The organism is Staphylococcus equorum, from assembly GCF_029531845.1.
GTDB classification, from domain to species: domain Bacteria; phylum Bacillota; class Bacilli; order Staphylococcales; family Staphylococcaceae; genus Staphylococcus; species Staphylococcus equorum_C.
In genome coordinates, this window is sequence record NZ_JAMBPV010000001.1 from 24,695 (window position 1) to 37,247 (window position 12,553).

Sequence of the window (12,553 nt, forward strand, 5' to 3'; positions counted from 1 at the left end):
ATGATACGATATGGCTAAATTAAAAATGAATGAAAACAGCCCATTAGAATTTGGTCTTTATTCACTTGGAGACCACTTACTTAATCCTCATAAAGGTAAAAAAGTAAGTTCTGAAAAACGTATACAAGAATTAATTGAAGCGAGTCAATTAGCCGAACAAGCAGGTATCAATATTTTCGGCGTTGGTGAAAGCCACCAAGAACATTTTACTACACAGGCACACACTGTTATTTTAGGTGCAATCGCACAAGCTACAAACTCAATTAAAATCTCTAGTTCATCCTCCATTATAAGTGCAGCTGATCCAGTTAGAGTTTTTGAAGACTTTGCAACACTAGACCTTATTTCTCACGGCCGTACAGAAATTGTAGCGGGAAGAGCATCGCGCACTGGTATATTTGATTTATTTGGTTTAGATTTAAATGACTACGACGAACTTTATGAAGAGAAATTAAATTTACTGTTAGAACTTAATAAAACAAATAAAATTACTTGGTCTGGTAAGTTCAGACCCGACTTAAACAACATGGAAATTTATCCAAGGCCCGTTGATAATGTATTACCAATTTGGAGAGCGGTAGGTGGACCTGCTGCTAGTGCAATCAAGGCTGGCCGTCAAGGTATTCCAATGATGATTACAACTTTAGGTGGTCCAGCAATGGCATTTAAAAATTCTATAGACGAATACCGTTTAACTGCCAAAGAATATGGCTTTGACAATTCCGCAGAAGCATTGCCTGTTTCTACAGCAAGTTTATTCTATACTGCTGATACAACACAAGCTGCTTTGCGAGAATTTTATCCTCATATTAACGTCGGTATGTCATTTATAAGAGGTACTGGTTATCCAAAACAACAATTTGCAAATACACCTGATTATAGAGATGCCCTAATGGTAGGAAGTCCACAGCAAATTATTGAAAAAATACTTTATCAACATGAGTTATATAATCACCAAAGATTTATGGCCCAAATTGATTTTGGTGGCGTCCCTTTCGATAAAATTATGAAAAATATCGACCTTATTGGTAATGAAATTATACCTGGAGTCAAAAAACATTTGAAAAAGTAGGTGACTTAACATGAAAACCGTAATTCTATCCGGTTCAACTGTCGGTTCTAAAACAAGTACAGCTATGACATATTTAAACGAAGCAATTTCTCATCAACAAGAAGAACATGAAATTCAATTTTTTGATCCAAAAAATTTAAATTTGTCATTTAGTGATGGTCGTAATTATTTAGATTATTCAGGAGATACTTTAGAATTCACTACTGCCTTAATGCAAGCTGATATTATTTTTATTGGTTTCCCAATATTCCAAGCTTCAATTCCTGGCACTTTAAAAAACGTATTTGACCTACTTCCTGTTAACGCCTTTAGAGATAAAGTTATCGGAATCATAGCTACGGCCGGTTCGCCTAAGCATTATTTAATTCCTGAAACACAATTAAAACCAATATTAGGTTATATGAAAGCTCACATTATTCAAACTTATGTATTTATAGAAGAACGTGATTTCTCTCAAGGTACGATTGTAAATGATGATATTTTATTTAGAATAGATGAATTAGCTACTTCAACATTACGCGTCTCCAAAGTATATTCACAAATAATAGAAGAAGAAAATGATCAATATGACTTTTAGTATATAAATTTCACGAATTAAACTTAAGTACACTAATCTTTAATTATAAAGTTGTTGTGTTTTTATAAAAAATACGGAAAAACGATACATATCATCGCCTCTCCGTATTTTTTAATCTTTCATCATTATTACTAATGTTTTATTAATTCAATTTATTGGTAACTAAACCTTCAGCAGTTTCAAAAACAGTAATGTCTTTTTTAGTGATGAGGTCTTCAGTTAATTGTAATTCAGTTATTTGATTTGTATCGTACCATTTAACATACATCGTGCGTGTCGTTAAATTGAACACAGTTTGGTAAAGGGTATAATGCAATTCTCCATTTTCATCACGCACAGCGCCTTTAGGAATACTAATACCGTCTAATAATTTAAAAGCATCCAATACATCATATTCAGGGTTGTCACTATTTATAAGATGATTTTTTAAAAATGCAGTTCGCACAAATCGCTCTGGTGCTGTATAGCCGCCTGGCAAACCATAAGTGCCACCTTCATTTCCTAAGGATTTTAGCGGTTGCCCCATAAATCTACTTTCCTGTGGTTTATGCGGCGTAACATTTGTATAGTTTCTTAAATTTTCATAGTGCCAGTTTAAATCTGGATTATTCGTTAATACGCCGATTGGATTTTCATTTATGACGATACGGCCATCTTGAAATGTAAGCTCGACAGATCTTCCTGTATCATCAGAAATGTGATAATGCAGTGGTGGGACTTCTGCAATTTCGTTTACTACATGTGCTACCACATTAACTGATTTAGCATTGTCGATTAAATCGTCAATATTTTTATTATAGCCAAGTATCCATGTAATAATTTCATTTTGGCTAATATTCATAAATCCTTCTCTTGCTGCTGAAGCATACGATGCATAGCCTCTAAAATACTGTACGGAAGCACCCACGCCGTGTTCATTTACGCCGTCTCCAAATACGAAACCAGCCATATCACTGCCTGCTCCGATAAAACCATATAAAGTCTCACCTTTATATCCAACACGTGATTCCCAATAAAAATGACCCGGTTGTACTGCTGGTTGACCATCTAAATGATAGACAAAATCCATTGTACGTCCTAAGATTGCCTGGTTACTCTTTGATAAGAATGAAAATCCTGTACACATTCATAATCTACTCCTTTACGCTATGCTTAATCTCTATCTATAGTGATTACATTCAGTTTCTTGTTACTCTCTATATTAGGAAACTTCTTACTATATTAATACTAATTCGCTTGCGTAACCGAGTTAAAATATTAAAAATTAAGTTCTTTTTTAATTCGTAATATATTCACATCGTTTACCTGTGCTCAATGAGGTTGGTACATCAATAATGCGTTGATTTAATGAACCTTTATAAGCTAAGTTCGGTTGATACAAATGATTGATAAAAGGCCCATCTACTAATACATCGATGAGCTCAAGTAATGCCCTTCTCTCAGCAGTATCTTGAACTAAATATTCATATAAAAATCCTGTCCATACCCATAACGATTTGGAATCACCAAAACGTTGTCTCAATACTTGAGCACATTTTAAAGTAATATCCACATTACAGAAAGGTTCGCCACCTAAAATGCTTAAACCTGAAATATAATCTGGTTCGCAATAATTCATAATTTCTTCTAAAATCGAGTCATTAAAACGTTCTCCGTATCTAAAATTTTGAGCAGCTTTGTTATAGCAATTTTCACAGGCAAAAGGACAGCCGGAAACATACATACTGCATCTCACCCCTTCGCCATCAACAAAACTCTGCGCTTCTATTTTGGCAATATAACCTTGCCCCTTAGTAATTTCTAAGGTTTTCATAATGTTGTATCTTTCAAGTGTTTAACGCGTGCACACATTTCTTTATGACGACCTTCAATTGTCGGGCGTTGTACAGGATTGCCTAAATAACCGCAAGTTCGTTTAACGACATCTACAGTTGTTGGGTCATCATTACCACATTCAGGACATTGATAACCTTTAGCTGTTGTTTTGAAATCTCCTTTAAAATCACATTTACGACAATGGTCGATAGGAATATTTGTCCCTAGATAACTCACCTTGTCATAGGAATAATCCCATACCGCTTCCAAAGCTTTCAAATTATGATTGAGCTTTGGATATTCGCAATAGTGAATATACCCACCGCTTGCATATACAGGATAATCTTTTTCAAAATCAATTTTCTTAAATGGTGTAATGTCTTTACGTACATCATAATGGAATGAATTTTGGTAGTAGCCTTTATCTGTAATATCAGCAACATTCCCAAATTTTTCTCGATCTAATCTGCAAAATCTATCTGTTAAAGATTCGCTCGGTGTACTATAGATGCTGAACCACACATCGTATTTTTCTGTCCAACGCAATTGATAAATTTTCATAGCTTTTAAAATAGCTAACGTAAATGCTTTACCTTTGGATTTACTTTCCCAATTCGGACCAAAGAATACTGTAGCCGCTTCATATAAACCGATATAACCCATGGATAATGTTGCACGTTGACCTTTAAATAGATCCATCACACTATCATTGTCTGCTAAGCGATGCTTAAATGCGCCATTTTTATATAAAATAGGAGCATTATCAGGTGTTGCTTCTGCTATTCGCTCTAAACGATACACTAACGCATCATGCATGATATTCATACGTTCATGGAATAATTTCCAAAATAATTCTATATCACCATCAGCTTCTAATGCAATGCGTGGTACATTGAGAGTTACTACCCCAAGATTACATCTACCATTATTTTCATATTCATCTGCTTCATTTTTCCATGCGGGTAAAAATGAACGACATCCCATCGGTGCTTTGAAATCACCTAGCAATTCCACAGTTTTATCATAATTTAAAATATCTGGGTACATACGCTTCGTAGAACATTCTAAAGCAAGTTGTTTAATATCATAATTAGGATCTGATTCACTGAAATTCACGCCTTTTTTAATGGAAAATACTAATTTAGGAAAAATTGCAGTAATGCGGTCTTTACCTAATCCTTTAATACGCGTTTGAAAAATTGCTTGCTGAATTTTACGGCTATATTTATCTAAACCGAGTCCAAAACCAAGTGTTACAAATGGCGTCTGTCCATTAGATGTATATAAAGTATTTATTTCATACTCTAAACTCTCAATAGCATCACCTATATCTTGTGTCACTTGATTATCCACATATGTATCAATATCCGCTGCATTCACAAATTTTTCTGCAACTTTGCGGTGTTTTTGCTCATTAAATTGAGCGTACTTACTTAACAATTCATCTACTCTATCAATCGTGCAACCTCCATACTGACTACTCGATACATTCGCAATAATCTGTACTAACTGCGCAGATGCTGTTTGAATCGATTTCGGTGAAGTCACTGTTGCGTTACCTATTTGAAAACCCTCTTCTAGCATACTTTTAGCATCAATTAAGCAACAATTCGTTAGCGGTTGAAAAGGATGATAATCTAGATCATGAAAATGAATATCTCCCTCTTTATGTGCTTCAGCCACATGCTTTGGAAGTAAATAGTCCAGTGCATATGATTTAGAAACTACCCCCGCTGTTAAATCTCTCATTGTTGAAAAAGTAGCACTATCTTTATTAGCATTTTCATTAACTACTGTAGGATCTTTAGTAATAAGATTTTTCAAATTCGTTTCAAGTTTATTCATATTATCCCTCTTTACTATATATTGTGTTTTATTTTAATTTATAACACTATATATAGTGTTTAAAATATGAACATCTACGTTAACGAATTTGTCATATATTTTTTAAACATTTCATGAACTTTAGTTTGTTTTTACAATAAATGCATTAACTCATTTATCACTTTAAGCATTTTAGAAATTCTTCATATAATGCTACTGCTTGGTCTTCATTTTCAATACCATACACGTTCATTCTGCCGTCTTTAAATAACGTTATTTGATAATCTCGATAAGATGTCATTTTAGCGAAATGATTACTTTTCATAACTTTCACCGGAAGTAAATCTGTATATTTAAATATTTGGGGAGTAAATCTCAGTAGAAACACATTACCACACTGTTTTTCAATAGAATTTTGTTGAGCCATGTTGAGATATTCATAATTTCCTTCGTTACAGATAGGGCAGTTACTATTTTTTAATGAATCTATATTAAGTGTTTTATATTGCATCGTAAAGCAATCCATCGTTGTTAATTTTTTAGAAAAACCTTTTCCAGACAGCCACCTTAATAACTCTGAGACTTCCATGCTTGCCACTTGATGAATCACTGGAGGAAGCACACCATTTATCGCACAACTTTCCCCTGTAGATGGCGTTGTACCAAGCATACATTTTAAGCATGGCCCCTGATAATCAATGGCATATACTGTACCCTTACTGCCTACAGCTGCTCCATAAATCCATGGCACACCTAATTTATGACAAACTTCATTAATCAAATATCTAATCACAAAATGATCCATTCCATCTAGTACAATATCAGGTTGATGTTGACAGAGTAATGCTTCAATATTTGTATTTGTAATCTCTTGATATAACGCCTGTACTTGAACTTCACTATTAATTTGTCTAAGATGCACTTTTAATGCTTCTACTTTAGGCAGCATTTGTGTGGCATCTGCTTCAACATAAGTAGCCTGTCTGTGTAAATTGGATTGTTCTACAATATCCATATCAATAATTGTAAGTTGACCGGCACCCATTCGAGTTAATATCTCAGCACATTGGCTTCCAAGTGCACCTGCACCCATAATCATGACGTGTGTGCGTTCCAATTGATCTTGTCCATATTTACCAAATGCTTCATAACGCGTTTGACGATCGTAACGTTGCGTCATAGGAAACCTATGCCTTCAGTAGGACTTGATGCTTGCGCTGTGTATTTCACTGGAATTCTTCCCGCTTCATAACTCAACCTACCTGCATCAATTCCTAATTTCATTGCTTCAGCCATTTTCACTGGATTTTGTGCGCTCGATATTGCCGTATTAAGTAGGATGCCGTCTGCTCCAAGCTCCATTGCATGACAGGCATCCTTAGGAGAGCCAATGCCCGCATCAACTATGACAGGAACATTTACTTTTTCGATAATATAACGTAAATTCAAGGGATTATTAATGCCTCTGCCCGTACCTATAGGTGATGCAAGTGGCATAATTGCATGTACTCCTAAATCTTCTAACCGTTTTGCTAATACCACATCATTAGAGATATAAGGACAAACTGTATAACCTTTATCTAACAAGATTTCACAAGCTTTATATGTTTCTAACGGGTCAGGTAATAATGTTTCATCATCTCCTATGACTTCTACTTTAATCATGTCACACACGCCTGCATGATTTGCGATTTCAGCTATACGAACTGCTTCTTCTGCTGATTTTGCACCTGCAGTATTAGGAAAAGTAATGAATTTAGCTAAGTTCACTTTCGCTAATGGATTGGGTAAATTTTTATCGTATAAATTCATTCGACGTACTGCAAAGGTCAAAACCCCTGTCTCGGACGCCTCGATTGCTTCAGTTTGTATTGCTTCACTATCAAATTTCCCTGTACCTAATAATAATCTTGATTTTAATTTAAATTCGCCTATATTAAACATATTACCCGCCTCCTACAAATTCTAGTAATTCTAAACGATCTTCATCCATGACCTTATGCTTTGCAAATTGTTCTTTCTGAATTAATTGTTCATTATGTTCTACAATAATGCGCGTTTCATCCAACTCAAGTTCTTGAATCACTTCTTGAATACTTAATGTCTTATCAAAAGTAAAGTTGTCACCGTTTATAATGCACTTCATTGGTCTTACCCCTTTCAATTATAAAATCTGCAAATTGCTCTGGCTTGCGATTGTGTTGAATCCAATCACTCATCCATTTTCCTACGTAAGGTGATAATAAAATACCATTGCGATAATGCCCTGAAATAATAAATAAGTTCTTTTCTACTTCATCCATAATGGGTTTCTCATCTGAGGTATAAGGTCTAACGCCTGACCATTGCTTGATTAACTTTCCTTCTCTTAGGTTAGGAATATGGCTTGTGGCTTGTTGTATCAACCAATTTTTCCCTAGCCGAGAGACACCCACTGAATAGTCATCAAAATAACTTGTCGCTCCGATTAAATAACGGTTTTTCATTTTCGGAACAACGTAACAACCATCCGTAGTAAATAACGTTGTTTCTAAAGACAAATTTGGGTGATTTACAAGTAATACTTCACCTTTAACTCCTCTAACACTACTGTTTGGTATATAACGATTCAATAGCTTTCCGCTCCAGGCTCCTCCAGCGACCACTACCTTTTCCGCAGTTAACACATCTGTATGGGTTACCACACGATAGCCAGGATTTAATGGTGTAATCTCACTAACTTCTGTATTGTAAATTCTCTGAATTCCCCGTTGTTCTAGCGATTTTAATAATGCTTTTGTGTATTTATTGGCATTGATTTGGTTATCATTCGGTATATACATCGCGGATAAATTGTCTGATATTACGTTGCCATTCGTTCTTTCTTTCAGTGACTTTGCAGGCAATAATTCCACAGCTGGATTGTATTGATGCAAAAATTTGTATTGCTTTTCAACACATGCATTATCATCAATACTGCTTGCTAGTTTAATTAAACCACTATGCAGATATTCAATATCTAAGCCTACTTCATCTAACAAACTATCCCTCAATGGCTCGAACATTTCTTGAGCCTGTCGCGCTATATGAAATAAATCACTGTCTTCAGTAAATTCATTTTGAGCGCCGAGCATGCCTCCAGCTTTAAATGAAGCATGTTCCCCTGGTATATCGCGATCTATCACAGCAACTTTGCTATCTGATTTACTTAATTCTCTTGCGACTGACATCCCCATTACACCGGAACCAATGATTATGACATCATACATACGTCTTCCAAGCCTCCTTCAGCTGCTTGATTTCGTTCATGTTTTGTTGCGCAAAAATGGATATCCCTGCTATACCTTTGAACCCTTTAGGTAGATTTTTTAAAGTTTGTGGATTGATACCGCCTAACGCGATAACTGGGATATTGAATTTTAACGCTTTATTTATTTCATTTTCTGTTCTTGGATGTTGACTAGGTTTAGAATTAGTTTTAAAAATATGACCATACAAGACAAAACTTAACTGTAATGCTTCTGCTTGCGCTATATGTTTTGTATCGTGCGTGGACATACTAACTTGGATGTCAGGATGATTATATTTAAATTGTGCTATGCGTTCATCTTTTTCTTTAAAATGAATCGCACATAAATTACATCGTGTTAATACAGTTATATTGTCATGAATAATTATTTTACTTGTAGGAAAGCCAGATTGACTAAGCAAATTAATCCAACTAATTAATTCCGCTGTCTCCATTGGTGTTCTGATAATTAAATAATCTATAAAATGCTCTATATTGATATACTGCTTAATTTCTGCTGGATTTAAATATTTATACTGTGTAATTGCTATAAACAATGTTTTCACCCCAAATAAAAAACGTCACTTTTCTGGTAAGAAAAATGACGTTGGATTAACGAATTCGCATGTTTATAACGCCACTTTCCTACGCCAGTACAAACTGGATCAGGTTCAAGGAATTCCTAAGTTACTACTTCGGTCTCAGCCTTATACAAGGCACTTCCAGTGGTTATTTAAGCTATTTAATTTTTATATTAATTATTAAATATGTGTTGAAGAATTATTACATACAACTTAACCTATTCCACTGATTATTTCAAGTGGTATTATAATTTAAGTTGCTTTCTAAGTGATAAAGTAGATACTATTACTTATTTTTAAATAATTCAACTCGTAACTATTTTATAGTTTTAGAAATTTTTAGTAAACCAGCTGTAAGACTTTGAGTTTGTTGATACACGCTTTGATACAAATCAAAATACTGCATATATTTTGTGTGTTTCTCACTATTTGGTTTAAAAGTTTTTTCATAACGTATAAATTGCTTTGTAGCCGCTTCGATACTTTCATACCATCCTAGACCATATACAGCCAGGATTGCTGCACCCATACAAGGCCCTTCTTCATACTTCAATTTATTAATTTCAGCATTAAATATATCTGCTTGTAATTGCAACCAAAAGTCGCTTTTTGCACCGCCACCGATAGACACGATATGTTGAATATCTTTACCACAATCGCGCAGATAGTTTATCGACTCAAATAAAGAAAAGGTTATACCTTCAATAACAGCACGCGCCATGTCTCCCCTACTGTGTAAAGCACTTAAACCTATGAAACTCCCTCTAATGTTTGAATCGCCATGTGGTGTACGTTCTCCCGATAGATATGGAGTGAATAATAATCCATTACTACCAACTTGCGATTGACTCGCCATAGTAATTATTTCATCATAGCTTAAATGCCCTAATATATTTCGACGTAACCACTGTAAACTATCTCCCGCAGCAAGTGTCACCCCCATAATATAAGACATATCTTCTAAAGCGTGATTAAAGTAATGCATATTACGGCGATATTCCGTATGTTTTTCATCTTCACATGATAACACCACGCCTGAAGTGCCAATACTACAAAGCGTTTCATTCGTTTTAATTATTCCCGCGCCAAGTGCACCACACGCATTATCTCCACCACCTGCAAAAACAGCCACTTGTTCATTTAGTCCTAATTCTTTTGTTATTTTTTCGTCCATATAACCTACTAATTTATGCGAAGCTACAAGTTCAGGGTAAATATTATGAATACCAAATTGTTTGCCCATACTTTTATCCCAAGCTTTGTGTTTATGATCAAATAGTAATGTACTCGATGCATCTGAATATTCCATGTTTAACTTGCCAGTTAATTTGAATCGAACATAATCTTTCGGTAATAAAAACACTTTAGTATTGCCCCAATGTTGCGGTTCATTTTCTTTTATCCACAATAATTTCGTAAGTGTAAAGCCTTCTAATACAGGATTATCTAAGACATAATCGCCTAGTTTTTCTTTAATAACTTCACATTGAGATGTAGTCCTTGTATCGTTCCAAAGTATTGCATTTCGTAGTGGTTCGTAATTATCGTCTAATATCACCAAACTATGCATTTGTCCTGAAAGTGATAGTCCGCTAATATGGATATTTTTAATTTCTTCAGTCATCATTAATCGCTTAATACATATTTTAGTTGCCTCAAACCACTCTTCTGAATGTTGTTCATTAAACCCGTTTTGTTGTTGTATGATGTTTAAAGGTTCACTTGCACTCTGTAAAACTTTACCATGTCTATTTACTGCTATTACTTTAACGGAGCTTGTTCCAATATCGATACCTAACACTGCATTAGCCAATTTAATCGGTCCTTTATAAATAGATTTTAAATTTTTATTTCAGAATATGTAATATACGACCCATTTATAACACGTCCAATAAAAAAATCAAAATTCTAAAAAAAGGAGCGGGATGGAAATCAAAATTTGATTTCGTATTCCCGCCCCCCAAAAGGTTGACTAGATATTTAAAATAAAATTCTAGAGAAATAGATAACAATTACTACTGTTACTGCACTTAGTAGTGTTGATAAGAAGACCAGTTGTGCAGCAAGTTCTGGGTGGTTGTCATATTCTTGAGCAATAACTGAGCTGTTTACAGATGTTGGCATAGCAGAAGCGATAAATAACGTTTGCGCAATCACGCCTTCTAAACCAAGTATTTTAATAATGACTAAAGCAATGAGCGGACCAATGACTAATCTTACAAATATATAAATATAAGAAATTGACCACTTAAAGCTAAATTTAATATTCGCAATTTGAGCACCTAATAATAATAAAGCAACAGCAATCATCGCATCCGCCACGTAATTTGCTGGCGTCCAAATAAATTCTGGAATTGGCACATTGTTATAATTTAAAATAATGGCTAACACCAAAGCGTATAAAACTGGCATTTTAAAATATCCAAGTAACGCCTTTAATTTTCCTATTTGCAGTGATTGAATCGCAAAAATACCATAAGAAAAAGTGAATATATTTTGTAAGGACAGCACAATCACTTGCACAGACATCGCTAGTGGATCACCTTTAAATACTAAATCATTAACTGGAACACCATAATTACCTGAATTGAAAAACAGAATACTATTCGTCAGTGTTGTTGCTTCTCCTTTATCTGTTTTTCGAATGGAAGACAACAGTTTGCCAATTATATATAGAACTATCATGTACAAAATAAAGAAAATAACTATGAAAAATAAAAGTTTTACGGCAAAGTCTGTTTTATAAAACTTCACAAATATAAAACCCGGAACAAATACATATATATTTAATTTGGCTAGTGTTTTTAAATCTAATGTGAATTTCTTTTGCAAAATAAATCCTAAAAAAATCATGATAAAAATAGGTAAAAGTACAGTTTGTAAGATGTACAACATTTCACTCATCATATGCCCCCCTTTGTTCAAAATCATACATATATGAATTAAACTTATATAAATTAATTATTATAGTTTATGATAGCAGAATATCAATTGATTTACTGTTTGTCTGACTAATAAAATATTTTTCATCTTTACATTTAAGTATAAAAAAACAAAACAACAGATTGTTTCACGTTAAACAATCCGTTGTTCTATCAATATTTTATGTATGCTGTTTTACTTTTAAGGTTCTGAAACCCATACTCTTTTCAATTTGGTGACTTGAAACTATTAATATCCAAAAGCACTAGAATCACCATATACTAACTCAAAAATTAGACTTCCACTAGTCTTCCTTCACCCAGAGGTAAGCCTAACCTTCGACTAAAATGCCGATTTCACGCTGAAATTAGCTCTATTTTGTAATTAAGTATTCTAAGATTACTGTTTCTTTCAATTACTTAATATATTATTTTTTGCGATTTCTTTTTTTCTCTTCTAACACTGACATCACTATAAATCCAACTACCAAAATA

Annotated in this window: 12 protein-coding genes and 1 riboswitch; of the genes, 2 read left to right on the plus strand and 10 right to left on the minus strand. The window is 34.1% G+C overall.

Annotation, left to right across the window (positions count from 1 at the left end):
- Window positions 1-10 precede the first annotated feature (10 nt).
- Together M4L39_RS00095 and M4L39_RS00100 are read left to right on the plus strand one after the other, a co-directional pair.
- On the plus strand, window positions 11-1,072 hold the full coding sequence (locus M4L39_RS00095) for an LLM class flavin-dependent oxidoreductase (RefSeq protein ID WP_277580152.1): 1,062 nt from the start codon (window positions 11-13) through the stop codon (window positions 1,070-1,072).
- Between the two features lie 10 nt (window positions 1,073-1,082).
- Entirely contained in the window at window positions 1,083-1,649 is a 567-nt protein-coding gene (locus M4L39_RS00100) for an NADPH-dependent FMN reductase (protein WP_277580153.1), read from the plus strand.
- 142 nt (window positions 1,650-1,791) lie between these two features.
- Here M4L39_RS00100 and M4L39_RS00105 read toward each other — a convergent pair whose 3' ends face one another.
- The 10 genes from M4L39_RS00105 to M4L39_RS00150 form a co-directional block, all read right to left on the minus strand.
- A complete protein-coding gene (locus tag M4L39_RS00105; RefSeq protein WP_277580154.1) occupies window positions 1,792-2,775 on the minus strand; it encodes a choloylglycine hydrolase family protein in 984 nt (327 codons plus the stop codon).
- A gap of 150 nt (window positions 2,776-2,925) precedes the next feature.
- Window positions 2,926-3,462, minus strand: coding sequence for an anaerobic ribonucleoside-triphosphate reductase activating protein (gene nrdG / locus M4L39_RS00110; protein WP_277580155.1), 537 nt, complete (start codon window positions 3,460-3,462; stop codon window positions 2,926-2,928).
- Window positions 3,459-5,327, minus strand: coding sequence for an anaerobic ribonucleoside-triphosphate reductase (nrdD, locus tag M4L39_RS00115; protein WP_277580548.1), 1,869 nt, complete (start codon window positions 5,325-5,327; stop codon window positions 3,459-3,461). The genes nrdG and nrdD overlap by 4 nt, the downstream gene beginning before the upstream one ends.
- A 139-nt stretch (window positions 5,328-5,466) precedes the next feature.
- Entirely contained in the window at window positions 5,467-6,468 is a 1,002-nt protein-coding gene (locus M4L39_RS00120; protein ID WP_277580156.1) for a ThiF family adenylyltransferase, read from the minus strand.
- On the minus strand, window positions 6,465-7,232 hold the full coding sequence (locus M4L39_RS00125; RefSeq protein WP_277580157.1) for a thiazole synthase: 768 nt from the start codon (window positions 7,230-7,232) through the stop codon (window positions 6,465-6,467). Before M4L39_RS00125 ends, M4L39_RS00120 begins: the two co-directional genes overlap by 4 nt.
- 1 nt (window position 7,233) lies before the next feature.
- The gene (gene thiS / locus M4L39_RS00130) at window positions 7,234-7,434 is read right to left on the minus strand and encodes a sulfur carrier protein ThiS (protein WP_277580158.1); all 201 of its coding nucleotides are present in this window, start codon (window positions 7,432-7,434) and stop codon (window positions 7,234-7,236) included.
- On the minus strand, window positions 7,412-8,536 hold the full coding sequence (locus M4L39_RS00135; RefSeq protein ID WP_277580159.1) for an NAD(P)/FAD-dependent oxidoreductase: 1,125 nt from the start codon (window positions 8,534-8,536) through the stop codon (window positions 7,412-7,414). The genes thiS and M4L39_RS00135 overlap by 23 nt, the downstream gene beginning before the upstream one ends.
- A complete protein-coding gene (locus M4L39_RS00140) occupies window positions 8,529-9,113 on the minus strand; it encodes a thiamine phosphate synthase (RefSeq protein WP_277580160.1) in 585 nt (194 codons plus the stop codon). The genes M4L39_RS00135 and M4L39_RS00140 overlap by 8 nt, the downstream gene beginning before the upstream one ends.
- Before the next feature lie 68 nt (window positions 9,114-9,181).
- Window positions 9,182-9,290, minus strand: a riboswitch (TPP riboswitch).
- Between the two features lie 163 nt (window positions 9,291-9,453).
- Window positions 9,454-10,950 carry a xylulokinase gene (gene xylB, locus M4L39_RS00145; protein WP_277580161.1) on the minus strand — a complete coding sequence of 499 codons (1,497 nt, stop codon included), beginning with the start codon at window positions 10,948-10,950 and terminating at the stop codon, window positions 9,454-9,456.
- A 167-nt stretch (window positions 10,951-11,117) separates the two neighbouring features.
- Entirely contained in the window at window positions 11,118-12,041 is a 924-nt protein-coding gene (locus M4L39_RS00150) for an AEC family transporter (protein WP_277580162.1), read from the minus strand.
- Between the last annotated feature and the right edge of the window lie 512 nt (window positions 12,042-12,553).

Bases quoted from the DNA above. Each gene is read 5' to 3' on its own strand.
- M4L39_RS00095 (WP_277580152.1), top strand. From the start codon at position 11: ATGGCTAAATTAAAAATGAATGAAAACAGCCCATTAGAATTTGGTCTT.
- M4L39_RS00100 (WP_277580153.1), top strand. From the start codon at position 1,083: ATGAAAACCGTAATTCTATCCGGTTCAACTGTCGGTTCTAAAACAAGT.
- M4L39_RS00105 (WP_277580154.1), bottom strand. From the start codon at position 2,775: ATGTGTACAGGATTTTCATTCTTATCAAAGAGTAACCAGGCAATCTTA.
- nrdG (WP_277580155.1), bottom strand. From the start codon at position 3,462: ATGAAAACCTTAGAAATTACTAAGGGGCAAGGTTATATTGCCAAAATA.
- M4L39_RS00120 (WP_277580156.1), bottom strand. From the start codon at position 6,468: ATGACGCAACGTTACGATCGTCAAACGCGTTATGAAGCATTTGGTAAA.
- M4L39_RS00125 (WP_277580157.1), bottom strand. From the start codon at position 7,232: ATGTTTAATATAGGCGAATTTAAATTAAAATCAAGATTATTATTAGGT.
- thiS (WP_277580158.1), bottom strand. From the start codon at position 7,434: ATGAAGTGCATTATAAACGGTGACAACTTTACTTTTGATAAGACATTA.
- M4L39_RS00135 (WP_277580159.1), bottom strand. From the start codon at position 8,536: ATGTATGATGTCATAATCATTGGTTCCGGTGTAATGGGGATGTCAGTC.
- M4L39_RS00150 (WP_277580162.1), bottom strand. From the start codon at position 12,041: ATGAGTGAAATGTTGTACATCTTACAAACTGTACTTTTACCTATTTTT.